Raw genomic sequence first — 24,321 nt, forward strand, 5'->3', positions numbered from 1 at the left:
CCCGCGACGGGAAGCCGGTCTGGTCAGATCCCGCCGCGGCGGCCGAGGAGAAGCGCGCGCTGCATGCCAGGCAGTGTACTCGCTCGCCCCCGCCGGAGCCCACCCGGGATGCGGGGATTTCGCTGCCGGGGCCGGGCGGAGCAGGCCGTGCGAACGTGACCCGATCGATACGGAGGGCGCTGTCGCGAGCCCCATCGATCCAATACGTTGACCTCATTTGTCACGCAGACACCATTGGTCACAGGAGTATCAGGGAAGACGCGTTTCGGTCACCCGGCCGGGAGGAGGGCTCATGAGGGCGGTCCGGTCGGCGACGACGTTCTCCTCGGCGCTGCTGCTCGCGCTCGGCTGCGCGGTGCCATTTGCCGCCACCGCTCAAGCGGAACCGTGCGGGGGCTCCGGGTCCGGAAGCAGCGGCTTCGGCAGCAGCAACCCCGGTGCCGGGACGCCGCAGGGACCGCTGCCGACGATCACCTCCGGGCCCACCCGCACCGTCGCCTGGGTCACGGGACCGCGCAGCCCGAACCGGACCGACACCCGCTTCTCCGTCTCGGGCACCGACCTGGGAATCATCTGGGACAACGGCGGGACCGGCCCCGGCCGGCAGGTGCTCGCGGCCTTCGGAGACACCTTCGGCGACTGCTCGGTCGAGGGCGACGAATGGCGCCGCAACATCCTCATGCGCAGCGGCGACACCGAGCTGTCGGACGGCATCGCCGTGCCCGACCCCCGACCCGGGGATCGCTACTCCGGGGCGCCGGTGCTCTCCTCCGACCCGAACTTCGCCCGCGAGGTCCTCGGCAGCGTCGGCATCGACGGGGTCGAGACCACCGTCGTGCCCACCGCCGGCATCTCGGTCGGCGGCACGCAGTACATCAACTTCATGTCGGTGCGCGCCTGGGGCGAACCGGGCGAATGGTGGACCAACGCCTCGGCCGTCGCGTACTCGACCGACAACGGTGAGACATGGACCGTCGACCCGGCCACCGCGCGGGTGAACACCCCCGTCGAGGTCCCCGGCGTCCAGCAACTGGCGACGGGCAACAGCAACTTCCAACAGCACGCGTACGTGAAGCACGACGGCTACGTCTACGACTTCGGCACGCCCAACGGGCGCTTCGGTCCGGCCCACGTCTCGCGCGTGCCCGAGGCGCAGATCCGCGACCTCACCGCCTACGAGTTCTGGACCGGCACCCACTGGATCCTCGGCGGGATCGATGCGGCGGTCCCCGTCGTCGACGCCCCGGTCGGCGAGATGTCGGTGCACTGGACCGGCAGCACCTTCGTCCTCCTCTACGGCAACGAGGAACGCGGGCAGATCGAGATGCGCACGAGCGCGCGCCCGGAAGGCCCGTGGAGCGCGCCGCGGGCGGTCGTCACCGGCGCCCAAGATCGGAGGCCTGTACGCGCCGTACATCCATCCGTGGTCCAGCGGCAACGACCTGTATTTCGTCGCGTCCCGCTGGAGCGACTACAACGTCATGCTGCTGCGCACGACCGTCGCGGGATGAGCCGCCCGTCCGGTCTCAGCCCCCGTGACGGATCGTCTCGCGCGGCTCGGCATAACGGACGGTCTCGTACCCGATGAGGACGAGCAGCACCGCCACCAGGATGCCGAGGGTCGCCAGCGCCGGGACGTGCCCCACCACGGGAAGGAGTGCGAGCAGGACGACCGCCGTCGTCGCCCGGGGAACCTCGACGCGACCGGTCGCGTAGGCGCGGAAGAACACCAGGGCGAGGAGATAGAGCGCGGCCCCGCCGTACAGGCCGGCCAGCGGCCAGCCCTGGAGGGGATCGGTGAGCCGATGATGGTTCCCGTCCCCGACGTAGGCGAGGATCTTCTTCAGGCCCAGCGAGAGCATGACGATTCCGATCACCATCGGCAGGTGGGCGTAGCTGTAGCAACGCTGGGCGATCCGGATCAGCCGGGTCCCGGTCGCCGCGTCGAAGACCTTCTCGACGGCCAGGGACGTGACGTCGAAATACGCCCACCACAGCAGCGCCGAGACGGACAGACCCAGCAGTGACGCGACGATGATCGCCCAGGAGATCGGCAGCGCCGCGACGCCGATCCCGATCGAGACGATCGACTCACCGAGGGCGACGATCACCATGAGTCCGTGCCGCTCCGCGAAGTGGCTCACCGAGCGGAGCCGCCACCCGGTGCCCCCGGCCAGGGTGCCGAGGTAGTCGCCCGCCAGGGCGAGGATCCACAGCACCGTCTGCGCGGGTCCGGACAGCTGCGAGGCGATCAGCAGGAACGCCGTTCCCGCCAGCATGCTCGGAAGGAATCGGAGCACCTGCCGCCGCAGCTGCGGATCGTCCCGGCTCAGGACGAGGAACGTCGACAGGTGGATCAGGCGCACGGTGAAGTAGCCGACCGCGAAGATCACCGGTCCGTCGAGGCCACCCGGCATGTCGTCGAACGCCTCGGGAATCGTCAGGGCGACGACGAACACGGCCCCCATCGCGGCGAACATCACCACTCGCATGAGGCCCTCGTCGGCGCGGGCGAGATTGCCCAGCCACGAGTAGCCGACCCACACCCACCACAGCACCGCCATGACGAGGGCGGCGCGCAGCACGTCGACGCCGCTGGTGTCCACCGCCATGAGGTCGGTGACCCGGGTCAGGGCGAAGACGAACACGAGATCGAAGAACAACTCGATGGGGGAGGCGGAGGAACGTTCGTCCACCGCTCGGACCTGCAGGCGTCTGCCGATGCTCACGCCGGAGATGCTGTCACCACCCGAGACCGCTGTCACGCCCGACGGTTCCGGCCCTCGCCGCAGGCCGGGAGTGGACGGCTGCCGGGTGCCGGGGCAGGTCGAGCCCCGTCCCTCCAGGCCGCATCGGTAAGCTGATCCCCTGGACTTGCACCCAAGACCCCGGAGGTTCGCCAGCGTGGCACTCGTCGTCCAGAAGTACGGAGGATCCTCGGTCGCGACGGCCGAGCGGATCCGGCGCGTCGCTGAACGGATCGTCGAGACCAAGAAGGCGGGCAACGACGTCGTCGTCGTGGTCTCGGCGATGGGCGACACCACCGACGAGCTGCTCGACCTCGCCCAGCAGGTGTGCCCGGCGCCGCCGGCGCGGGAGATGGACATGCTCCTCACCTCCGGTGAGCGGATCTCCAACGCCCTGGTCGCGATGGCGATCCACTCGCTCGGCGCCGAGGCGCGGTCGTTCACCGGCTCGCAGGCCGGCGTGATCACCACGAGCAGCCACGGCAACGCGAAGATCATCGACGTCACCCCCGGCCGCGTCCGGGCCGCGCTGGACGAGGGCAGCATCGTCCTCGTCGCCGGCTTCCAGGGCGTGAGCCAGGACAGCAAGGACATCACCACCCTCGGCCGCGGCGGCTCCGACACGACCGCCGTCGCCCTGGCCGCGGCGCTGAACGCCGATGTCTGCGAGATCTACACCGACGTCGACGGCGTCTTCACCGCCGACCCGCGCATCGTCAAGGACGCGCAGCGGCTCGAGAAGGTCTCCTTCGAGGAGATGCTCGAGCTCGCGGCGTGCGGCGCGAAGGTGCTCATGCTGCGCTGCGTCGAGTACGCCCGCCGCTACAACGTGCCCGTGCACGTTCGTTCGTCGTACACCACCAAGCCCGGCACCATCGTGTCCGGATCGATGGAGGACATCCCCGTGGAAGAGGCTCTGATCACCGGCGTCGCGCACGATCGCGGCGAGGCCAAGGTCACCGTCGTCGGCCTGCCCGATACCCCCGGTTACGCCGCGAAGGTGTTCCGCGCCGTCGCCGACGCCGAGATCAACATCGACATGGTGTTGCAGAACATCTCCAAGGTGGAGACGGGCAAGACCGACATCACCTTCACCCTGCCCAAGGGCGACGGCCCGCGCGCCGTGGAGCTGCTGAGCAAGCAGCAGGAGGAGATCGGCTTCACCCAGGTGCTGTTCGACGACCACATCGGCAAGGTCTCGCTCGTCGGCGCCGGCATGAAGAGCCACCCGGGTGTCACGGCGAAGTTCTGCGAGGCCCTCGCGGGTGCGGGCATCAACATCGACCTCATCTCCACGTCGGAGATCCGTATCTCGGTCCTCGTCGACGACACGGAACTCGACGACGCGGTGCGCGCCCTGCACGCCGCGTTCGAACTCGGCGGCGAGGAAGAAGCCGTCGTCCACGCCGGAACGGGACGGTAATCGCTGTGACCACTCTCGCTGTCGTCGGTGCCACCGGACAGGTCGGCATCGTCATGCGCACCCTTCTCGAAGAGCGCAACTTCCCCGCCGACCGGGTGCGGTTCTTCGCCTCGGCCCGCTCGGCCGGCAAGAAGCTGCCGTTCCGCGGCGAGGAGATCGTCGTGGAGGACGCAGCGGCGACCTCCGACGAGGATCTGAAGGGCATCGACATCGCCCTGTTCTCGGCCGGAGCGACCCTCTCGCGCGCGCAGGCGCCGCGGTTCGCCGCCGCCGGCGCGACCGTCGTCGACAACTCCTCGGCCTGGCGCAAGGATCCCGAGGTTCCCCTCGTCGTGAGCGAGGTGAACCCGCAGGAGGCGAAGAACCCGCCCAAGGGCATCATCGCCAACCCGAACTGCACCACCATGGCCGCGATGCCGGTGCTCAAGGTCCTGCACGACGAGGCCGGACTGCAGCGGCTGATCGTCTCGAGCTACCAGGCCGTCTCCGGCAGCGGCATCGCCGGCGTCGACGAACTGCTCGGCCAGGCGCGCGCCGTCATCGGCGACGCCGAGAAGCTGGTGCACGACGGCAGCGCCGTCGACTTCCCGGCCCCGGACAAGTACGTCGCGCCCATCGCGTTCAACGTGCTGCCGCTGGCCGGCTCCCTCGTCGACGACGGCAGCGGCGAGACCGACGAGGACCAGAAGCTGCGCAACGAGTCCCGCAAGATCCTCGGACTGCCGGACCTGCTGGTGTCGGGTACCTGCGTGCGCGTGCCGGTGATCACCGGCCACTCCCTGTCGATCAACGCCGAGTTCGAACGCCCGCTGTCGGTGGAGCGCGCGAAGGAACTGCTCGCGAACGCCCCCGGCGTGCGGCTCGTGGACGTTCCGACGCCGCTGCAGGCCGCGGGCCAGGATCCGTCGCTGGTGGGCCGGGTCCGTCAGGATCCGGGTGTGCCGGAGGGCCGCGGTCTCGCGCTGTTCGTCTCGGGGGACAACCTCCGGAAGGGCGCCGCCCTCAACACCATTCAGATCGCCGAGCTGCTGGTGTAGGTTCTTCGCCCCCGAGGGGGAGGTTGCCGCGACACGTCGCCGGCAACCTCCCCCTCGTCGTTCTCGGTGGGGCGTCGACGCATGGGCGCGGCGTTCCTCGTGCCGATTTCGCCGGCAGAGACGATCAGGACGCGTGTGTGTCCTCTGACGAGACCGGATGATCGGATTCGTCGAACGACGGCCTGTTCCCCTGAGCGAGCATGAGGTGGTCGTTGCTGGCGCCCGCTGCGATCACCGGCCAGACCAGGGCGGTGTCGTCGACGATGAGGTCGACGACGACGGGACGGTCTTCGGTGGCGCGTGCGCGATGGTGTCCTCGAGATCCGCCTCGTGTTCGCAACGCAGCCGAGCGCTTCGGCGAGGAGGGCCAAGTCCGGGATGCGCCGCGAATGGGTGGCGAGGTCGACGCTCGAATAGCGGCCCTGGTAGTGGATTTGCTGGAGTTGCCGGACCATGCCGAGGTTGCCGTTGTTGATGATCGCGACCTTGATGGGGATGCCTTCGACGGCGGCGGTGGCCAGTTCCTGGTTGGTCATCTGGAAACATCCGTCACCGTCGATCGCCCAGACCTCCCGATCCGGGGTGCCGAGTCTGGCGCCGAGTGCGGCGGGAACGGCGTAGCCCATGGTGCCGAGGCCGCCGGAGTTGAGCCAGGTGCGGGGCTTGTCGTAGGTGATGAAGTGTGCGGCCCACATCTGGTGCTGTCCGACTCCGGAGAGGTAGATCGCGTCCGGGCCCGCCCTGCGTCCGATCGCATCGATGACGCGTTCGGGCGCCAGAGCGCCGGTGGGCGGGCGGGTGTAGCCGAGGGGGAAGGTGTCGCGTAGTCGGTCCAGATCGGCGTACCAGCCGGTCGGATCGGGTGCGGGAGGGCAGGCTGGGCGGGCGCGGATGTGGCGTATCAGGGAGCTGATCGTTGTCTTGCAGTCGCCGACGATCGGTACGTCGGCGAAGCGGTGCTTGCCGATCTCGGCCGGGTCGATATCGACGTGGATGACCCGGGCGTGCGGGGCGAACGAGGCGGGGGCGCCGGTGACCCGGTCGTCGAACCGTGCGCCGAGTGCGATCAGCCGGTTCCTGCGTTGCAGGGCGGCGACGGTGCCGTGCATGCAGGGCATGCCGTAGTGCAGTCGGTGACTGTCGGGGATCGCGCCGCGGGCCATGTGGGTGGTCACGACGGGGATGCCGGTCAGCTCGGCGAGTTCACGCAGTTCGTTCGAGGCGTCGGCTTTGATCACTCCGCCGCGGACGTAGAGCACCGGGCGTTCCGCTGTGGCGATCAGGTCGGCTGCGGCCCGGAGGTGCTTGTCGTGGGGTTGCGTGATGACGTGGTACCCCGGTAGCTGTCGTTCCGGGGGCCAGGTGCAGGTGGTGCGGGCTTGCAGGACGTCCTTGGGAATGTCGACGAGCACCACGCCGGGTCGGCCGCTGGAGGCGATGTGGAAGGCGTCGGCGAGGGCTCGGGGGATCTCGGCCGGGTCGGTGAGCAGGACGTTCGGGACAGCTTCGAGACGCAGAACTGTCGTAGGAACGTACGGGTCGCGAAATCCACTTCATCGATCGGAGTGGTGGTCACCATCGCCAGAAGGCGTTGGTAGAACACCGCGGGGGTGAGGCCGAATTCGGGAAGGATGTACTCGTCTCCTCCGCCGAAGGGGGACCATTTGACGGCCAATGCCAGCAGGGTGCGATCGTCCGGGCTCACGCTTGCTCCTTCCGGGTGTGGTGGGCGGTCAGGTCAGGTCGGTTGTGGTGAAGCCGCATTCGAGGGTGTTCTTGACTGTGGTGAGGAAGCGGGCGGCGTCGGCGCCGTCGACGATGCGGTGGTCGTAGGTGATCGACAGGTAGGCCATCGAGCGCACGTCGATGCGGAGTTCACCGTCGGCTCGGATGGGGATCAGTCGTTCGACCACGGCACCGACGCCGAGGATGCCGGTCTGGGGCTGGTTGAGGATCGGGGTGTCGAACAGGGCGCCGCGGCTTCCTGTGTTGGTGAGGGTGAAGGTGCCGCCGGTCAGTTCGTCCGGGGAGATGGTGCCGGTGCGGACGCGTTCGGCCTTGCCGGCGATGGCCCGGGCGAGCCCTTCGATCCCGAGATTCTGGGCATCGCGGATGACCGGCACCATCAGCCCTTTGTCGCTGTCGACGGCGATGCCCAGGTGGCAATGGTCGAAATAGGTCACCTCGGTGACCTCGCTGTTCAGCGAAGCGTTCAGAATCCGGTGCTGCGCGAGCGCGTCGACGGCGGCCTTGGCGAAGAACGGCAGGAACGAGAGCTTGATGCCGGTGCGGTCGTAGAACTCGTCCTTGTGGGTGGTGCGCAACCGGGCGATGGCGGTGACGTCCACCTCGAACACCGTAGTCAGCTGGGCGGCGGTTTGTAGCGACTCGACCATTCGCCGGGCGATGGTGCGGCGGATGCGGGGCAGCTTTTCCACTGTGGTGTCGCCGGTCCCGGGGTCCTTCGGTTGTGGGGCAGCGTCTTTCGGTGTGGGGGGCGGTGCCGGGGGCGACGGCCGCAGGGGAGGAGCCGCAGCCACCGGCGCCACCGGCGCCGCCGCGGCCGGGGGTGCCGGATTCGCAGCAGGCGCCGGGATGGGTGGCTCAGAGGGTGTATCCACCGATCCGGTGTCCGGTTCGGCGATGACGGCCAGGTCGGCGCCGACGGCGACGACGTCGTTCTCCTCGGCGAGGATGCGTTGCAGGACACCGGTGACGGGGGAGGGGATCTCGGTGTCGACCTTGTCGGTGGCGACCTCGAGCAACGGTTCTTCGGCGGTGACGTGGTCGCCGGGTCGTTTGAGCCAGCGGGTGACGGTGCCCTCGTCGACGCTCTCGCCGAGGGCCGGCATGCGCACGGTGGTGCCGGTGAGTTGTCCGGTGGTCATGGGGGTCTCTTCTGTTTCCGGTGATGCGTGAACGGTGCCAGGTCAGGGGAGGAGGTCGAGGGCGGCGGCGACGATGCTGTCGGTGTCGATGCCGTGGTAGCGGTAGACGTCGTCGAGCCCGCCGACCTGCCCGAACTTGCTGACGCCGAGGCAGGTGCTGCGCACCCGGTTGATGCCGGCGAGGAAGGCGAGGGTGTGGGGGTGGCCGTCGAGGACGGTGACCATCGGGGTGGCGCGGTCGGCGGGGAAGAGCTGATCGAGGATCCAGCTCTGACCCGAGGCTCGGCCCTGGCGGGCCTGCCAGGCCTCGAACAGCAGTCCGGGGCTGGTGATGCACAGCACGTCGGCCGGCGCACCGGAGGCCTCGAGCCGGTCGGCGGCGGCGAGCGCCTCGGTGATCATCGCGCCCATCGCCACGATCGTGACCTGCGCGCCCTCGCGGCGCCGGATCGGGTAGCCACCGGCGACGACCTGGCGGCGGCGGCGTTCGCGCGCGGCCGGGTCGGTGGGCACGGCGGCAAGGGTCTGATCGACCGGGCGGGTGGACAGCCGCAGGTACGCGGAGGTGCCGTCGGGGCGGCCGAGCCGGGCGAGGGAGGCGAGCAGGGTCCATTCGACGTCGATCGCGAAGGCAGGTTCGTAGCTGATGCAGCCGGGTTGTTCGAGGCCGATCGAGGGGGTCTTGATCGACTGGTGCGCACCGCCTTCGGCGGCGAGGGTGACCCCGGAGGGGGTGCCGACGAGGATGGACTGTCCGCCGGCGTAGATGCCGTACGACCAGGGCTCGAGGGCGCGTTCGACGAACGGGTCGTAGAGCACCCCGATGGGCAGCAGCGGCTGGCCCCAGCGGCTCCAGGTGGCGCCGAGTTCGCCGATCAGTCCGACCAGGTTGGTTTCGGCGATACCGAGTTCCATGTGCTGGCCGGTGGGGCGTTCGTTCCAGTGCATGATCGTTTCGGCGTCGTCGGCGAACCAGTTGTGCCGCTCGGCCGCCGACCACACGCCGACCTTGTTCACCCAGCCGCCGAGGTTGGTGGTGGAGCTGACGTCGGGGCTGACGGTGACCACCCGCCCGGCGGCCTCGGGGGCTTCGCGGGTCAGGTCCAGCAGTACCCGGCCGAGGGCGGCTTGGGTGGTGGCGGTGCCCTTGGGGGTGCGGCCGATGTCGGTGGGAATCGTCAGGTTGGGCAGCGCCGGGGTCGCGTCGCGCCGCAGCCGATCGGCGGTGCTCTGGCACAGCTGTCCCGCTGAGGTGTCGGCCGCGAACCGGCCCCACGGGTGCTGCGGGTCCATTCCCAAGGCCGAGGCCAGTTGCGTGTATTCGTCGACGGTCAGCAGCGCGGAGTGGTTCTGCGGGTGGCCTTCGGTGGGCAGGCCGTAGCCCTTGATGGTGTAGGCGATGATCACCGTGGGGCGGGTGTCGTCGATCTGCCGGTACGCCTCCGAGAGGGCTCGAAGGTCGTGTCCGCCGAGGTTGCGGACCGCGGCGGTGAGTGTCGCATCGTCGAGGGTGGCGATCAGCTCGGCGATCTGCGTGCTGCCGGGGCCGTCGCCGGGCAGCCGGTCGCGGACCTCGGCCGGGGTGCAGCGCAGCAGCCGCTGGTATTCCGGATTCGGCATGTCCAGGATGCGGGTGCGCAGCGCATCCCCGCCGGGTCGGGCGAACAGTTCTTCGAGCAGCGTGCCGAATTTGACGGTGACGACCTGCCAGCCGGCGGCGTCGAACATCTTCTCCAGGCGGCGGGCGGCGATGTGGGGCACCACCCGGTCCAGGGACTGGCGGTTCAGATCGACGATCCACACCACCTCACCGAGGTCGGTGATACCGGGATCGAGGATGGCCTCCCAGACCGCGCCCTCGTCGAGTTCGGCGTCGCCGACCAGTGAGTACTGCCGGCCCCGGCCGGTGTCGCCGAGGTGGGTGTCGACGTAGCGGCGGGCCATCGCACCCCAGATCGGGGCGGTGGCGCCGATCCCGACCGACCCGGTGGAGTAGTCGACCGTGTCCGGGTCCTTCGACCGGCTCGGATACGACTGCAGGCCCCCGAACTCGCGCAGGGTGGTCAGGTACTTCTCGTCCAGTTCGCCGAGCAGATAGTTGATGCTGTGCAGCACCGGGGAGGCGTGGGGTTTGACCGAGACCCGGTCCCCGGGCTGCAGGTGCTCGAACCACAGGGTGGTCATGATCGAGACCATCGACGCGCAGGACGCTTGATGGCCACCGACTTTCAGGCCGGTGGGGTTGGGGCGGACCCGGTTCGCGTGGTGGATCATCGAGGTCGACAGCCACAACACCCGCTGCCGGATCGCCTCGAGGGCGGCAAGGTCCTCGGACGCACCGGTGTGGTCGGTGGGGTGCGGGGTCACGGAGTCGAGGGACACGGGCAGGGACATCGGAATTCTCCTTGAAGACAACAACGCGGAACCGGGCAGGACTACTGCATCAGGTGCCGAGGGGAGCCGGCTCGGCCGGCGACGGATGAGACGCGGCCGAGCGGCGAAGGAATGGGGATGCCCACCGGATTGTGTCTGGGAGGCTGCCCGACCTGCGGGGTGTTACAACAGTCCACCAGCGGGTGTCTGTTTGCGCAATACTGGAACCGAAAATTGAGCATTATGCACCCCGCTGGCGGGTGTGGACGAAAGGGAGGTGGGCACTGTGCCAAGCACACACCGAGCCGACCGGATCGACGCGCGAATCCTGACCGCCCTGTCCGACGACCCCCGCGCCACCGTCCTGGCGGTGGCCGAGCGAACAGGTCTGTCCCGCAACACTGTTCAAGCACGTTTGAGCAAGCTCGACGAGGCGGGGGCGCTGCGCTCGTTCGAACGCCGCATCGACCCGGCAATCCTCGGGTATCCGCTGCAGGCGTATGTGCTCACCAACGTCACCCAGCGCAAACTCGACCGGGTCGGGGCCGCACTCGACGCGATACCCGAAGTTCTGGAAGTGCACGGCCTCAGCGGCGTCGCCGATCTGCTCGTCCACGTCGCAGCCCGGGACGCGGACGATCTGTATCGCGTCGCCGGGGACATCCTGAACATCAAGGGCGTCAAACGCACCACGACGGCCTTGGTGATGCGCGAAATGGTGGACTACCGGGTCCGACCACTGCTCGACACGCTCGCGGAGTAAGTAACCCACGATCACTCCCAGCGGAGGCACTCGGTGTCCTCGAGGCGCGGAAGCCGCTCGAACCACGGATTCTGCCCCGGGTAGCCGATGTTGACGACCAGCAGCGACCGCCACTGCCCGTCGGGGAAGAAGTCGGCATCGAGTGCGGCGGCGTCGAAGCCGCTCATCGGCCCGGCCGCCAGACCGCGGGCCCGGACGGCGAGGATGAAGTAGCCGGCCTGCAGCGCCGCGTTCAGCTGGGCGGTGGCCGACCGGACTGCCTCGTTCGATTCGTAGAGCGGCCCGAGTTCGGGCTTGAACGGCAGCAGCGTGCCCATATGGTCGTGGAACCGGGTGTCGACGGCCAGGATCGCCGCGGCCGGAGCCGAAGCGGTCTTGGCCTTGTTGCCGTCGTTCATGTGGGCGACCAGACGATGACGCCCGGACTCGGTGCGTACGAACACCACTCGCAGCGGCTGAGTATTGGCCCCGGTCGGTGCCCAGCGTGCCAGCTCCCAGATCTCGGTGAGGTGTTCGTCGGACACCGGGATGGGTGCGAAGGTGTTCGCGGTCCGCGCCGCGGTGAACAACGCCTCGAGCGCCCGGTCTTCGACAGGCTCGAGCCGGTGGGGTGCAGGGTTCTCGACGGTGTCGGTCACGGCAGTCCTCACTGATCCTGTGTCTGGCGAGAGCGGTGAAAGGCGTTGGCATAGTCGATGTACCAGTCCAGAGCGTCGGTATCGGCGACGGTGGACCGGTTCAGTGCAGTCTCCGGCGGGGCCCCTTGGATGAGCTTCTTGATCGGCACCTCGAGGCGCTTGCCGGTGCGGGTGGTGGGTACGGCCGGGACGTCGACGATCTCGTCGGGCACGTGGCGGGGGGAGACCTCGGTGCGGATGGTGGTGCGGATCTTGTCGACGAGAGCGTCGTCGAGGTCGTATCCGGGGTGGAGTACCACGAACAGGGGCATGTGGTAGCCGCCGTCGGGGAGTTCGGCGCCGATGACCAGGGCGTCGGCGATCTCGGGGAGGGCTTCGACGGCCTGGTAGATGTCGGCCGAGCCCATCCGCACACCGCCGCGGTTGATGGTCGAATCGGAGCGGCCGTGGATCAGGCAGCTGCCGCGGCCGGTGACGGTGATCCAGTCGCCGTGCCGCCACACTCCGGGAAAGGTGTCGAAGTACGCGTCGTGGTAGCGGTGACCGTCGGGGTCGTTCCAGAAGTAGATCGGCATCGACGGCATCGGCGCGGTGATCACCATCTCCCCGACCTCGTCGATCAGCGGGTGTCCCTCGGCATCCCAGGCCTCGACGGCGACGCCGAGGCACGGTCCCTGCAGCTCGCCCGTGTACACCGGCTGGAGGGGATTGGCGCCGACGAATGCGGTGGCCACATCGGTGCCGCCGCTGTCGGATCCGAGATGCACATCCGGTGCGATCTCTCGGTAGACCCAGGCCCAGGTGGAGTCGGGCAGCGGGGAGCCGGTGCTCATGATCGACCGCAGGGAGCCGAGGTCGAAGTCCTCACCCGGTGTGGCGCCGGCCTTTTCGCACAGGGTCAGGTAGGCGGCTCCGGTGCCGAAACGGGTGACGCGTTCCTTACCGCAGATACGGAACAGGGTGTCGGGGCCGTCGGCGGTGGGGCTGCCGTCGTAGGTGACGATGGTCGCGCCGGTGACCATGGCGTCGACGAGCATGTTCCACACCACCCATGCGGTGCTGGCGGCGATGAACACCCGATCGGTGGGGCCGAGGTCGTAGTGCAGGGCGTTGGCCTTGAGGGATTCGAGCAGGATGCCGCCGTGGGAGTGCACGATGCCCTTGGGCAGCCCGGTGGTGCCGGAGCTGTAGAGGATCCACAGGGGATGGTCGAACGGCACCTGCTCGTACCGAGGTTCGGCGTCACCGGTGATCAGCTCGGCGAAATCGAGGACACCGACGGGAAGCGGTGCCGTGCTGTCGAGGTGGCGGACCATGATGGTGTTTTCGACGGTGGGCAGGTGGGCCTGCAGCTCGGCGAGCAGGGCGCGGCGGTCGACAGTCTTGTGGTTGAACCGGTAGCCGTCGACGCCGATGAGCACGGTCGGTTCGATCTGGGTGAACCGGTCCAGCAGTCCCTTGAGACCGAAGTCCGGTGCGCAGCAGGACCACACCGCGCCGACGCTGGCCGCGGCAAGCACCGCGACCACGGTCGGCGCGATGTTCGGCAGCACCGCCGCGATCCGGTCGCCGGGGCGCACCCCCATGGCGCGGAACTGTGCGGCGAGACTGGCGACCTGGGACACCAGCTGCGCCCGCCCGATCTCGGATCGGTGGCCGTCCTCGTCGAGCGAAATGATTGCCGGGCCGTCGGCGTCGATGTGCCGTAGCAGGTTCTCCGCCCAGTTCAGCCGCGCCCCGGGGAACCACTGCGCCCCGGGCATCTTGTCTGCGGCCAGCGCGGTGGAAGCGGGAACCGAGGCGAGGACGTCGAAGTACTCCCAGATCGAGGACCAGAATCCCTCCGGATCGGTCACCGACCATTGCCACAGCGACCGGTAATCGGTGGTGCTCACGTTCTTTTCGGTGGCGAGCCAGCGCTGGTACTGCGACATCCGGCAGGAGGCGACCCGCTCGGCAGCGGGAGACCACAACAGTTCGGGCTCGGGACCGGACATCGGTGGGTGTTTCCTTTCGGCTGGTATGCCACCCCGGCGACCGAGGTATGCGCTGGTAAGCGCACAGGTGTCGGTCGTCGGGGCGGCGTGTGCGGCGTCGGCTCAGCGGGACAGGAGGGTGCCGACGGTGCGGGCGAGCTCGTCGGCAGGATCGGCGGCGCGCCCGGCGCTGCGCCAGGCGACGTGGTTGTCGGGGCGGACCAGGATCGCCCCGTCTTCTGCGATCTCGCGCAGTTCGTTCCAGCGGCCGGTGGGATCGGTGTAGTCGGCGCCGTCGGCGATCGTGACGACCTTGATGCGGATCCCGAACTTCTCTTCGACCGTGTCGGCGGCGGTCACCCATGCATCGCCCTGGGCACCGGTGATGAGCACGAAGGCGGTATCGGTTCCGGTGAGATCGTGGGTGGAGATCCGCCGGCCGTGGTGTTCGATCCAGGCGTGGGGAAGGCGGTGTCCGGGACGGGTGGTGGGGAAGTACACGCTGCCCATCGGGTCCCGCGGCGGAGCGTCGCTGCCGTCGGGCACCAGGGCGCCGTCCTGGTAGGCGAAGCCGATCTCGAGGTCGTGCGCCTGGAACTCGGTGCGCTGGGTGTTGGCGACCTCGAACGCCCGCGACCGGCGGGTTTCGCCCATGGGGGTGTCGGAGAAGAAGTCGCGGAACACCTGGGTGCGAAGCTCGAGGGGCTGATCGGGGCTCAGGCCGAGGCCGGCGTCGATGACCATGTGGTTGAGGAAGGTGAACATGGCCCAGTCGACGTTGCGCATGCCCACCAGGCGCCGTTCCGGCTCGTAGGTGTCGAGCAGTGCGGGCGAGGCGTCCCCCCGCAGGACGGCGGCGAGTTTCCACACCAGGTTGTGGGCGTCCTGGATCGCGGTGTTGAGCCCGAGACCGGTGGTCGGGGGGTGCCGGTGGGCGGCGTCCCCGGCGAGGAAGATCCGCCCGACCTGGTACTTGTCGGCGAGCACCCCTTCGAGGATCCAGTGGCTGACCTTGTGCACCTTCGGTTCGAGGTCGGGCAGCTTGAGCAGTTCCCGCAGCCGGGGAACGATCGCCTCTTCGTCGAATCGGTTGGGGTCGTCCGGGCGGAAGGTGAAGTGGATGACGAACTCTTCCGAATGCTTGCCCCAGGTCGGTCCCATCGCGGCCATGGCGCCGCTGTGCCACGATCCCGCCCCTTCCGGGTTGACCAGCCAGGTGATCAGCACGTCGTCTTCCCAGTACTGCGACAGATCCGCGGTGAAATGGGTGCTGACCATGTCCAGGATCCCGGTCGGGCCTTCCAGCGTCACCCCCAGTTCGGGGCCCACGGTCTTGCCGCCGTCCGCGGCGACCAGGTACTGGGCGTGGACGGTGTAGGTCTGCTGCGTGTCCCGGTCGAGGATGACCGCATCGACGCCGTCGTCGTCCTGGGTGAACGAGACCAGTTCCCGGTGGAAGTGGATCGAGCCCGGTGCGCGCTGCTCGGCGTGCGCGCGCAGCAGCGGCTCGAGCCGCACCTGCGGGTAGTTGCTCGACAGGCACGGGCTGTCGTCGGCGTACTTGTTCTCGAGGCCGCCGCCTCCGAACGAGTCGAGGGTGAACAGGGTGCGGCCGTCGAGTTCGCCGTCGCCGCCCAGGGAGGTCACCCAGCGGGTCTTGCCCATGTTCTTCGGCGGCGTGCCGACCTCGTAGATCGAGTCCGCGACACCGTACTGCCGGAGCACCTCCATGGTGCGCTGGTTGAGGTAGTGGGCCTTCGGCAGCGGCGAGGTGCCGGTGTGCCGCTCGACGAGATGGTGGTCGATGCCGTGCTCGGAGAGCAGGATCGAGGTGGTCAGGCCGCAGCCGCCGCCGCCGACGACGAGTACGGGAACGGTGATGTCAGACATGGTGCGTGCTCCTGGAAACGGTGGTGAGGGGGTGGGGGCGGCCGGTGGCGACGAAGCGGTGGCGCATCTCGCCGATGCCCTCGGCCCGGCTCACGAGTTCGTCGTCGGTGCCGATGAGGCGTTTGGGCTCGCGGGTGAAGCCGATGCCCGCGGGGGTGCCGGTGAAGATCAGATCGCCGGGACGCAGCGGCACGATCGACGACAGGTAGGACACCAGGACGGGGATCGGGAAGATCAGATGCCGGGTGCGGGATTTCTGCATGAGTTCACCCGAGAGCACAGTGCTCACCTCGACGTCGTCACGATCGGCGAACTCGTCGGGGGTGACCAGCACGGGTCCGATCGGCGCGAAGCCGGTGAAGGACTTGCCGAGGGCGAACTGCTGCGGCGGTGGTCCGGACAGCTGCAGCTCGCGTTCGGAGAGGTCCTGACCGAGGGTGAGGCCGGCGACGTGGTCCCAGCCTTGCGAGACGGGGACGTGGCGGGCGTGTTTGCCGATGACCGCGACGAGTTCGACCTCGAAGTCCACCGAGCCGCCGGGGTGTTCGATGGTGTCGTACGGTCCGGCAATCGCGGCGGGGAACTTCGTGAACACGAAGGGCGCATCGGACAATTCGAGACCGGATTCTTCGACGTGATCGGCGTAGTTCACGCCGACGGCGAAGATCTGGCCCGGCCGGGGAACCGGAGCGTGCAGCTCCGATTCGATCACCGAAGCAGCATTGGAGAAGTCCACTGTCCGGGCCCACGAGACGAACTCGTCCCAGCGCTCGAAAATCTGCTGGGGATCCGCAGGGAAGCGCCCGGCGCTGACGGTTTCGACGTCGACGCCGCGTCCGTCCGCGACGAGGATGAGCCGGCCGGATTGATTTGCCACACGCATGAGAACGAGTCCTTCGAGAGACGATCGAGTGTCGGTATCGGTAGAGGCCGTCGGGTCAGCTGGTGAGCGCGACCATCGGATCGGGCAGATGGGGGCTGGTCTCGAGAGCCCAGGCATGGGTGGTGATCTCCGAGACCGGGGTGCCCATCGCGAGCGCCTCGCGCATCAACTCGGGGACGAACGACACACCGACGGGGTTGTTGCCGTATTCCGGCCCGTGCATGTACTCGGTCGCCTCCTCCGGGGTGGCGAAGTTGTCGATCTGCAGTTCGACGAAGTTCCCGTCCGGGTCCTGGTAGTACAGCGACGTGGTCACCCCGTGCTGGATCGGCACCTTCGGTTCGATGCCCTTGTCCTTGAGCCTGTCGTACCGGTCGAGCAGATCCTGCAGGGTGTCGAAGGTGTAGGCGGTGTGGTGCATGCCGGCGGCTCCGGGGTTGCGCGGCGCCAGCTCGACGGGGGCGCCGAGCAGAGCAACCCGGTGATGCTCCTCGTCGAAGGTGATGAAGCACAGGCCGTGGCCCTCGTAGACCACGTGAGCGTCGAGGACGGTGCAGTACCAGTCCCGCATCTCGTCGAAACGACTGGTCTGCAGCACAACGTGAGCGAACTTGGGGGTGGAGGTCATCGGTGTCTCCTTCGGAGCTGAACGTGGTCGTCGGTGCGAGACCTCGCGCGAATCCGGGCGGACCTCCACGTGGGCCGCTCGGGCAACAGCGTGCTCAGGACGGGAACGCTGCTGTCTGTGGAAGCGACGGCGCTGCCGGGACGGATTCTTGATGTGGTCTCTGTCACGTGATCTGTTGCACAATTCCATCCGATGTCGCCTTGTGCGGCTACGGGCTGGAAGCCAAGAAATCCGGACAGAGTTGGTCTGGAGCCCAATAGAGTCGTCTACACACCGTGCCGGGGTCGGATCGGAAGGATGCCGAAGTGGCGCATTGGACAGATGAGCTCTCGGGAGCACGTGCACCCCAGGCCGAGGACGAGTGGCTGAGCCCGGATGCCGAGCGCGTCAGGGAGGCTCTCGGGGGCGGGGCGGTGACCTGGGCGGTCGAGGTCGGTCAGGACATCGCCGCCAGGATTGCCCAGAAGATACCGGCCCTGGCGGACGAGGCGGCTGCCAGGGAGGCGGTACGTCGTGCCACCACCTCCACCACGCTGCGCGCACTGATGTTGGTGGCCGGTCTCGGCGAGCCCGACACCACGCTGGCCAGTGCCGAGGTGGGCGAGATCGCCCGGGACTTCGCTCGTCGAGGTATGGCCCTCGACGATCTGCTGCGTGCCATTCGCGTGGGGTACGCCGTGCTGGCCGCGGCCCTGCTCGACGCGGCGCGCCTTGTGCTCCCGCCCACGGAGAGCAGTGCCGAACTTCGGCGGATCTCGGTGTTGCTCTTCGAAGTGCACGACGACTTCACGGCCGTGGCTGCCTCGGCTTTCATCGAGGAGCAGAGTGTCTGGGCCGCGGGGGTGTCTGCAGCCCGATTCGATCTGGTGAACCAGATCCTGGGCGCCGAGGACGTCGATCGGGTCCACGCCGAGAAGGTTCTCGGCTATGCGCTCGCCGGCCCCCACATTGCACTCGTCGCGTGGAGCGGACCGCACTCCACCCGGGATCTGCGTGCCGTCGTCGACACCGTCCTGCGGCAGCGAGGCGTCCCGTCGGCCTCGTTGGTACTACCGGTCGGGCTCCAGACGGTATGGGCATGGGGAACCATGACCTCCGGGAGTTCGCCGCACCGGTATGCGCTACCCACGTTCGACGTCGCGTTCGTCGTGGTAGGGGAGACGGGCGTCGGGGTGGAGGGCTTCCGTCGAAGCCATGCCGAAGCCAAGGCGGTCGAACGGCTGATCCGCCTTCGCCCGGGTCAGGGTCCCTGCACCGTGGCCCACGAACACGTCGCACTCGAGGTGTTGCTCCTGTCGGATCCGGACGCGGCAGAACAGTTCGCATCGCGGCTGCTGGGCCCACTCGCGCAGCGCGAACCTCGCATGGCAGAGCTTCGGTCGACGCTGCGCCGCTATCTCGACATGGATCACAGTCTGTCCAAGGTGGCTGCGGCAGAGCATATCTCGAAGAACACGGTGACCTATCGCGTGCACAAGGCGTTGAATCTGTGTGGTCATTCGGGGGAGACGACCACCGACCTGCGTGCCGCGCTCCGCATTCACGAGTGGCTTCGAGGAGATCCGCTCGCCCGAGAATAGCGCTCGGCGGTACCGGCATCCCGCGTCCGCAGGTTGGTCTGGAAACCAAGGTTGGTGCGCAACCTTAGGCTGCGCACCAATGCGCAAGGCGCAACCCGTGCGGTCTACTTGTGTCCTAGAACACAGCCGGCCACCGCGGTGAGAGCAGTCGAAGCGGGTCCCGGCGCCCCATCCTCCAGACCCGCGGCATGTCCCGCGGTCGATCGAAGGACACGTCCGTTGACCTCGCTCCAGGAAACATTCAAGAACGTGATGGCGCACGTAGCCACCCCCGTCGCCGTCGCAACCTCCATGGACGGCGGGCTGCCTGTCGGCACCACCGTCAGCGCCTTCCTCTCGCTGTCGATGAACCCTCCGATGGTCCTCGTCTCCCTCGACCGGGGGTCCGAAACCCTCGAACTCGTCACCGAGTCGCGCAAGTTCGGCCTGAACATCCTGTCCAGTGACCAACACAGCGCCGCCCTGAAATTCGCCACCAAGAACGGCCTCGGCAAGTTCCACGGGGTCCGCTGGGACATCGACCACGACCTGCCCCGGATCACCGGTGCGGCCGGATGGGTAGCGTGCACCGTCGAACGGATCCTCGAAGGCGGCGACCACATGATCGTGCTGGGCACTGTCGTCGCCGCCGAGCAGCGCGACAGCGACCCCCTCACCTATCACCGCCGCACCTTCGGCACCCACTGCGCGCTGGAAATGGTGTAACCGGACAGTGCCGGTCGGCAGCGTCTGTCGCTTCTGCCCCTGCTTCCCAGCGCCGAACACCCTCGAAGAGAGGAAAGTCATGACCACCTCCGTTGCATACGCCGCTCTCCCGCGGACACCGTGGTCGACTGCAGCCGAGGGCATGCGCGCCCTGGCACGAGGCGAACTGATCATCCTGCGGCACGGTGCTCGTCTCGTGCTCGTCGGATGTGCAGGCACCGTGACCACCGAGCAGATGGCCTTCGTCATTCGACACAGCACGGGATTCGTCCAAGTGGCCCTCCACGAGCGGGACTGCGACCGGCTCGGTCTGCCCGAAGCCACTCCGAGTTCGCGCGCACCGTCGGTATGCGCATACGGCCAATGTGTTGCCGTCGACGCTTCGGCCGGAGTCACCACCGGCATCTCCGGGGCAGATCGGGCTCTCACCGCCCGGGTGCTCGCGGATCCCCGCTCGAGCGTCGACGACCTCAGCAGGCCCGGGCACCTCGTCCCCGTGCGGGTCGATCCGCGAGTCCTGTGCGAGCGACGAACAGTCGCCGCCTGCGCGCTCGCGCTGACCGATCTGGCACGGCCGGAATACTCCGGTGCGGTCTTCGCCGAACTCGACGGCATCAGCGACCCGGTGAACACCGCCGGCCCCCACGACGCCGAGGCACTGGCCGACAGCTACGACCTCACCCTCGTAGCACCCGACGAGCATCACGAACGCTCCCGCTGACCGCCACCCTTTTCCGAATCTCTTCCGATCCAGCCGATGTCGCGCACCCGAGGTGTGCGGTGCCGGCGTGGGTCAGCTCTCTGCGATCAGTTCGACCACCCCCATCCCGAAGCGAGGAAACCATGGACATCACCGCCGATCAACTGATGAGCCGCGTCAACGACCTGGTGCCGGTCTTGGCCGAACGCGCCCAGAAAACCGAGGAGAACCGAGCGCCGCTCGACGAGACGATCACCGACCTGATCGACTCGGGGATCCTGGCGACGCTGACACCGAAAGCGTACGGCGGGCTCGAACTCGGTCTCGATGTCGCAGCGGACATCGTTCGTGCCATCAGCGCTGTGTGCCCGTCGACGGGGTGGGTCACCTCCTTCTACATCGGCGCGGCATGGCGCGTGAACATCTTCCCCGAGCAGGCACAGCGGGAGATGTTCGCGGACAAGCCCTACACCCTCACCGCCGGCACTGCCGCCCCGCTGCGCGGAGTGCAGAAGGTCGAGGGCGGCTACCGGATCACCGGCCAGACCGCCTGGAACTCCGGTTCCGCCCACGCCGAATGGTTCACCTTCGCAGGAGTTTCCATCGAGGAGGGGCGCCCGCCGGCGCCTTTGTGGTTCCTCGTTCCTCGCAGTGAGGTCAAGATCCACGACACCTGGTACATCTCCGGCATGGCCGGGACCGCCAGCAACGACGTCTCCGTCGAGGACGTGTTCGTCCCCGACTACCGGACCGGCCCGTTCGACCTCGCCCTCGCCGGCACGGCCCCCGGCATGCTGATCCACGAGAACCCGATGTACCACCTGCCGTTCCTGCCCTTCGCGATGGCGGAGGTGACCCCCGTCGTCGTCGGCGCCATGCGGGGGGCGACGAACGCCTTCGTCGACCGCACCCGTCAACGGCAGGGAACCTTGAGCCAGGAGAAGGCCGCCGGCAAGCAGGCCGCCCAGATGCGGCTCGGCCGTGCCCTTGCCGCGGCGGACGCCGCAGAGACTCTCCTGCACGCCTTCTTCGAACGCCTCACCGCACAGCGTCCCGAGCAGTCGGATCCGCAGGACCGGGCCGAAATGAAACTGAAGGCGGCGTACATGACCGACCTGTGCCGCAATGCACTCAACGACATGGTGCGCGGCATCGGCGGCGACGGATTCCGCACCGCCTCGCCGATCCAGCGCTTCCATCGCGACCTCAATGTCCTGGCGGTACACGCCTTCCTCGACATCGACACCGCATCGGAAACGATGGGTCGCTTCACCCTCGACCTCCCCGTCGCCGACCCGCTGCTCTGACACACCCGAATCGGTCCACCCACACGCCTCCAGGTGCGCGACGTACGAGCACCTTCACCGCAACGGAAGTGAACGCCATGACATCGGATACGACCTCCCACGATCTCACCGCCCTCGAGATCACCCGCAACCTTCTTCATGCTGCGGACACCGATATCGCCCGATTCTTCGGGTACTTCTCCACGGACTGCATCTTCCGCATGGGGAACAACGACCCGGTCGAAGGAAGCGAGGCGATCCAGGAGTGGGTGGCGTCCTACCTGGGATCGGTCGCCGGAATGCGGCACGTCATCCTCGAAGAATGGTTCGACGGGAACGTCACCGCCTTGCATGTGAACGTCACGTACACGATGAACGACGGCACCACGTTCACCCTTCCCGCGGTCACCCGCACCCGCATCGAGGACGGGAAAGTGACCGAGTATCTGATCTTCATGGATCCCAGCCCGGTCGTCGCCGCGCGCTGACACCGAGAGGCGGCTGCTGCCGCAGACCTACCGGTGGAAGCCACCCGACTCGGTGACGCCACATCGCCCCACCCTGCGCATCCCCCACGCCCCGTCGTACTCCACGATCGCGTACGGGGTGGAACACCTCGAAAGGAACCACCATGAACCATCCCACAAGTCGCGAGCCGGAACAGGACTCGGTCGGCCCCGAGTCGTCGTCGACGAACGCCGCCACGGCGATCGATGTGTCGTCGCGGCGACCGGTGGTGATTTCCGGCGCGGGCCCGGTAGGGATGATTCTCGCGCTCGAACTCAGCCTGCACGGGATCCGCAGCGCCCTCGTCGAACAGGCTCCGCAGACGACCCGCTTTCCGAAGATGGATCTGACGAATGCGCGCAGCATGGAGCTTCTCGACCGGCTCGGTCTCGTCGACGACATCCGGTCGGTCGGCGTCGCCCCGGAGCACTCGCACGATGTCGTCTTCTGCACCTCGATGGCAGGCCGGCAGGTAGGCCGCTGGAAGTACCCCAGCGTCGACGAGATGTCCGAGTGGATCGCGTCCAGGAACGACGGCACCACGCCGGCGCACGCCTGGCAGCGGGTCACCCAGATCGAGGTCGAAAAGCTGCTCATGCGCCGCTGTCTCGCAGACGAGAACATCGAGGTTCTCCGGCCCTGGCGCGTCACCGCCGTCACCCAGGACGACAGCGGCGCCCGGATCGAGATCACCTCCCCGGTCGACGGCACCGTCCACACACTCGCGGCGGACTACGTCGTCGGATGTGACGGCGCCGCCTCGGTCGTGCGCCGCGCCATGGGGCTGACCATGGAGGGCGAGCGCGGCGTCATCACGTTCTGCCAGGTGCATTTCAAGTCCCGGGATCTCGAAACCCTGCACGCGCACGGCCAGTTCTGGCACACCTTTTTCGTCGGCGGCGGCGTCGGCGCGATCATCGCCCAGGACGAACGCGACACGTGGACGCTGCAGACCAGCGCCATCACCGACGGTGTGCGGACCGAAGACATCGACAAGCAGGAGCTGCTGGACGCGGTCTGCGGCCGGCACCTCGACGTCGACGAGGTCCTGCAGAGCAGTGTGTGGCACGCGAACGTACTCGTCGCCGACCGGTACCGCCTCGGTCGGCTGTTCGTCGCAGGCGACGCCGCCCACGAGGTCATCCCGACCGGCGGATACGGACTGAACACCGGCATCGCCGATGCCGTCAACCTCGGATGGAAGCTCGCCGCAGTCATCCAGGGATACGGCGGCAACGATCTTCTCGACAGCTACGAAACCGAGCGTCGTCCGGTCGCGGTCATGGCCCGGGACTGGTCGTTCCGCCATCTCGGCGTCCACGTCGAAGCCCAGCAGCTCGTCGACCGCGAACTCGTCGAAGCCGACACCGCCGAAGCAGACGAGCACCGGCACGCCCTGGAGGAGTACTTCGCTTCCCACACCGGTGAGCACGAGAGCTTCGGCGTGGAAATGGGGTATGTGTACGCCTCGCCGGTGATCGTCCGGGACGACAGTCCTGTCCCCGACAACGACGGTTCGACCTACATCCCCACCACTCTTCCCGGCGCACGCGCACCGCACGTGCGGCTGCCGGACGGCCGGTCCATGCTCGACGCCTACCGCGACACGTTCACGATCGTCAGCTTCGTCGGCAAGGACGCCGCGACGGAACTGGTCGATGCTGCAGCCGCCGCGAACATGCCCATTCGAGTGCTCGCGGTGGACGACGCCACGGTGCGCGCCGTCTACGAGGCCGATCTCGTACTCGTGCGGCCGGACGGTCACGTGGCGTGGCGCGGAAACAGCATTCCCGAGGATGTGTCCGCGCTGATCGGGGCGGTCACCGGTCGAGTCGACACATCCGCGTGCTTGGCCATTACTTCTGTTCGAGGACCACAGTTTTCGTGATCGGGGACCGTCCCTGGGTCGACGCCGTGACGTCGGCGAACTCGTCGGCGAGGTAGGCGCTGCTGCCGACGAGCATGATGAGCGCGCCCGCGATCCACGCGGTCCAGGCCGCGCCGTCGCCGGCGAACTGCCCGATCCACGGCGAGATGAACAAGATCAGGCCGACGACGGACAGGGACCAGTGGTCCTTGGTCGGATCCCGGGCGATCAGCGACCACAGGGCGTAGATCGCGGCGATGGCGCCCAGTCCGAGAGTGACCCCGGAGCCGACGGGGGTGGTGTCGAACCATACCGATGCGGTCATGGTGACGATGCCCAGGATCAGGGCGATCGCTCCGGCCGACGAGTTCGAGATCTTCATGTGCGTCCCTCTCTTCGAATCGCTACATGTTGCGTAGCTACATATAGT

The 24,321-nt window shown here is 68.0% G+C and carries 19 protein-coding genes and 2 pseudogenes; 11 read left to right on the top strand and 10 right to left on the bottom strand.

Annotation, left to right across the window (positions count from 1 at the left end; translation table 11 throughout):
* Positions 1 to 292 precede the first annotated feature (292 nt).
* Both HFP48_RS02735 and HFP48_RS32040 read left to right on the top strand, forming a co-directional pair.
* A pseudogene (locus HFP48_RS02735) lies at positions 293 to 1,315 on the top strand (DUF4185 domain-containing protein); the annotation flags it as partial.
* The gene (locus HFP48_RS32040; protein WP_282597472.1) at positions 1,218 to 1,511 is read left to right on the top strand and encodes a DUF4185 domain-containing protein; all 294 of its coding nucleotides are present in this window, start codon (positions 1,218 to 1,220) and stop codon (positions 1,509 to 1,511) included. The pseudogene HFP48_RS02735 and the gene HFP48_RS32040, both read left to right, overlap by 98 nt.
* A gap of 15 nt (positions 1,512 to 1,526) precedes the next feature.
* On the opposite strand, the gene HFP48_RS02740 is transcribed toward HFP48_RS32040, so the two are convergent.
* The gene (locus tag HFP48_RS02740; protein WP_072634195.1) at positions 1,527 to 2,729 is read right to left on the bottom strand and encodes a low temperature requirement protein A; all 1,203 of its coding nucleotides are present in this window, start codon (positions 2,727 to 2,729) and stop codon (positions 1,527 to 1,529) included.
* Positions 2,730 to 2,904: 175 nt separating this feature from the next.
* On the opposite strand from HFP48_RS02740, the gene HFP48_RS02745 reads away from it, so the two are divergent.
* Together HFP48_RS02745 and HFP48_RS02750 are read left to right on the top strand one after the other, a co-directional pair.
* On the top strand, positions 2,905 to 4,170 hold the full coding sequence (locus tag HFP48_RS02745; protein WP_006932606.1) for an aspartate kinase: 1,266 nt from the start codon (positions 2,905 to 2,907) through the stop codon (positions 4,168 to 4,170).
* Between the two features lie 5 nt (positions 4,171 to 4,175).
* Positions 4,176 to 5,207, top strand: a complete 1,032-nt coding sequence (locus HFP48_RS02750) for an aspartate-semialdehyde dehydrogenase (protein WP_072634118.1) — start codon at positions 4,176 to 4,178, stop codon at positions 5,205 to 5,207.
* Positions 5,208 to 5,331: 124 nt separating this feature from the next.
* Here HFP48_RS02750 and HFP48_RS02755 read toward each other — a convergent pair.
* The 3 genes and pseudogenes from HFP48_RS02755 to HFP48_RS02765 form a co-directional block, all read right to left on the bottom strand.
* Positions 5,332 to 6,703: pseudogene (locus HFP48_RS02755) on the bottom strand (thiamine pyrophosphate-dependent enzyme); the annotation flags it as partial.
* Positions 6,704 to 6,940: 237 nt separating this feature from the next.
* Complete coding sequence (locus HFP48_RS02760; RefSeq protein WP_168578982.1) at positions 6,941 to 8,095, bottom strand: 2-oxo acid dehydrogenase subunit E2; 1,155 nt, start codon at positions 8,093 to 8,095, stop codon at positions 6,941 to 6,943.
* A gap of 42 nt (positions 8,096 to 8,137) precedes the next feature.
* A complete protein-coding gene (locus HFP48_RS02765; RefSeq protein ID WP_168578983.1) occupies positions 8,138 to 10,489 on the bottom strand; it encodes a transketolase C-terminal domain-containing protein in 2,352 nt (783 codons plus the stop codon).
* Between the two features lie 265 nt (positions 10,490 to 10,754).
* Here HFP48_RS02765 and HFP48_RS02770 point away from each other — a divergent pair, with 265 nt between their 5' ends.
* Entirely contained in the window at positions 10,755 to 11,231 is a 477-nt protein-coding gene (locus tag HFP48_RS02770; protein WP_006932622.1) for an Lrp/AsnC family transcriptional regulator, read from the top strand.
* 11 nt (positions 11,232 to 11,242) lie between these two features.
* On the opposite strand, the gene HFP48_RS02775 is transcribed toward HFP48_RS02770, so the two are convergent.
* The 5 genes from HFP48_RS02775 to HFP48_RS02795 form a co-directional block, all read right to left on the bottom strand.
* Positions 11,243 to 11,869 carry a malonic semialdehyde reductase gene (locus HFP48_RS02775; RefSeq protein ID WP_168578984.1) on the bottom strand — a complete coding sequence of 209 codons (627 nt, stop codon included), beginning with the start codon at positions 11,867 to 11,869 and terminating at the stop codon, positions 11,243 to 11,245.
* A gap of 8 nt (positions 11,870 to 11,877) precedes the next feature.
* A complete protein-coding gene (locus HFP48_RS02780) occupies positions 11,878 to 13,866 on the bottom strand; it encodes an acetoacetate--CoA ligase (protein ID WP_168578985.1) in 1,989 nt (662 codons plus the stop codon).
* Between the two features lie 102 nt (positions 13,867 to 13,968).
* The gene (locus HFP48_RS02785) at positions 13,969 to 15,735 is read right to left on the bottom strand and encodes an FAD-dependent monooxygenase (protein ID WP_168578986.1); all 1,767 of its coding nucleotides are present in this window, start codon (positions 15,733 to 15,735) and stop codon (positions 13,969 to 13,971) included.
* On the bottom strand, positions 15,728 to 16,618 hold the full coding sequence (locus tag HFP48_RS02790) for a fumarylacetoacetate hydrolase family protein (protein ID WP_168578987.1): 891 nt from the start codon (positions 16,616 to 16,618) through the stop codon (positions 15,728 to 15,730). Before HFP48_RS02790 ends, HFP48_RS02785 begins: the two co-directional genes overlap by 8 nt.
* A 55-nt stretch (positions 16,619 to 16,673) precedes the next feature.
* Entirely contained in the window at positions 16,674 to 17,246 is a 573-nt protein-coding gene (locus HFP48_RS02795) for a VOC family protein (RefSeq protein WP_029547159.1), read from the bottom strand.
* A gap of 305 nt (positions 17,247 to 17,551) precedes the next feature.
* Between HFP48_RS02795 and HFP48_RS02800 the strand changes: the two genes are divergently transcribed.
* The 6 genes from HFP48_RS02800 (at position 17,552) to HFP48_RS02825 (ending at position 23,912) form a co-directional block, all read left to right on the top strand.
* Positions 17,552 to 18,826, top strand: coding sequence for a PucR family transcriptional regulator (locus HFP48_RS02800; protein ID WP_168580507.1), 1,275 nt, complete (start codon positions 17,552 to 17,554; stop codon positions 18,824 to 18,826).
* Between the two features lie 252 nt (positions 18,827 to 19,078).
* A complete protein-coding gene (locus HFP48_RS02805) occupies positions 19,079 to 19,531 on the top strand; it encodes a flavin reductase family protein (RefSeq protein WP_044475691.1) in 453 nt (150 codons plus the stop codon).
* Between the two features lie 79 nt (positions 19,532 to 19,610).
* A complete protein-coding gene (locus HFP48_RS02810) occupies positions 19,611 to 20,252 on the top strand; it encodes a 3,4-dihydroxy-2-butanone-4-phosphate synthase (protein ID WP_168578988.1) in 642 nt (213 codons plus the stop codon).
* A gap of 122 nt (positions 20,253 to 20,374) precedes the next feature.
* The gene (locus HFP48_RS02815; RefSeq protein ID WP_043801663.1) at positions 20,375 to 21,538 is read left to right on the top strand and encodes an acyl-CoA dehydrogenase family protein; all 1,164 of its coding nucleotides are present in this window, start codon (positions 20,375 to 20,377) and stop codon (positions 21,536 to 21,538) included.
* A 77-nt stretch (positions 21,539 to 21,615) separates the two neighbouring features.
* On the top strand, positions 21,616 to 22,005 hold the full coding sequence (locus HFP48_RS02820; protein ID WP_029547162.1) for a nuclear transport factor 2 family protein: 390 nt from the start codon (positions 21,616 to 21,618) through the stop codon (positions 22,003 to 22,005).
* Positions 22,006 to 22,148: 143 nt separating this feature from the next.
* Positions 22,149 to 23,912: an FAD-dependent monooxygenase gene (locus tag HFP48_RS02825; RefSeq protein WP_168578989.1), complete on the top strand. Its 1,764-nt coding sequence runs from the start codon at positions 22,149 to 22,151 to the stop codon at positions 23,910 to 23,912.
* On the opposite strand, the gene HFP48_RS02830 is transcribed toward HFP48_RS02825, so the two are convergent.
* The gene (locus HFP48_RS02830; protein ID WP_006932652.1) at positions 23,881 to 24,273 is read right to left on the bottom strand and encodes an SPW repeat protein; all 393 of its coding nucleotides are present in this window, start codon (positions 24,271 to 24,273) and stop codon (positions 23,881 to 23,883) included. The two genes, HFP48_RS02825 and HFP48_RS02830, sit on opposite strands and share 32 nt — an antisense overlap.
* Between the last annotated feature and the right edge of the window lie 48 nt (positions 24,274 to 24,321).

This window comes from Rhodococcus sp. DMU1 (assembly GCF_012272955.1).
Taxonomy (GTDB): Bacteria; Actinomycetota; Actinomycetes; order Mycobacteriales; family Mycobacteriaceae; genus Rhodococcus; species Rhodococcus aetherivorans.

What these genes read in the sequence shown, in the direction of transcription:
- HFP48_RS02820 (WP_029547162.1), top strand. Translation starts at nt 21,616, where the DNA reads ATGACATCGGATACGACCTCCCACGATCTCACCGCCCTCGAGATCACC.
- HFP48_RS02810 (WP_168578988.1), top strand. Translation starts at nt 19,611, where the DNA reads ATGACCACCTCCGTTGCATACGCCGCTCTCCCGCGGACACCGTGGTCG.
- HFP48_RS02815 (WP_043801663.1), top strand. Translation starts at nt 20,375, where the DNA reads ATGGACATCACCGCCGATCAACTGATGAGCCGCGTCAACGACCTGGTG.
- HFP48_RS02785 (WP_168578986.1), bottom strand. Translation starts at nt 15,735, where the DNA reads ATGTCTGACATCACCGTTCCCGTACTCGTCGTCGGCGGCGGCGGCTGC.
- HFP48_RS02795 (WP_029547159.1), bottom strand. Translation starts at nt 17,246, where the DNA reads ATGACCTCCACCCCCAAGTTCGCTCACGTTGTGCTGCAGACCAGTCGT.
- HFP48_RS02805 (WP_044475691.1), top strand. Translation starts at nt 19,079, where the DNA reads ATGGCGCACGTAGCCACCCCCGTCGCCGTCGCAACCTCCATGGACGGC.
- HFP48_RS02790 (WP_168578987.1), bottom strand. Translation starts at nt 16,618, where the DNA reads ATGCGTGTGGCAAATCAATCCGGCCGGCTCATCCTCGTCGCGGACGGA.
- HFP48_RS02830 (WP_006932652.1), bottom strand. Translation starts at nt 24,273, where the DNA reads ATGAAGATCTCGAACTCGTCGGCCGGAGCGATCGCCCTGATCCTGGGC.
- HFP48_RS32040 (WP_282597472.1), top strand. Translation starts at nt 1,218, where the DNA reads ATGCGGCGGTCCCCGTCGTCGACGCCCCGGTCGGCGAGATGTCGGTGC.
- HFP48_RS02760 (WP_168578982.1), bottom strand. Translation starts at nt 8,095, where the DNA reads ATGACCACCGGACAACTCACCGGCACCACCGTGCGCATGCCGGCCCTC.
- HFP48_RS02825 (WP_168578989.1), top strand. Translation starts at nt 22,149, where the DNA reads ATGAACCATCCCACAAGTCGCGAGCCGGAACAGGACTCGGTCGGCCCC.
- HFP48_RS02765 (WP_168578983.1), bottom strand. Translation starts at nt 10,489, where the DNA reads ATGTCCCTGCCCGTGTCCCTCGACTCCGTGACCCCGCACCCCACCGAC.
- HFP48_RS02780 (WP_168578985.1), bottom strand. Translation starts at nt 13,866, where the DNA reads ATGTCCGGTCCCGAGCCCGAACTGTTGTGGTCTCCCGCTGCCGAGCGG.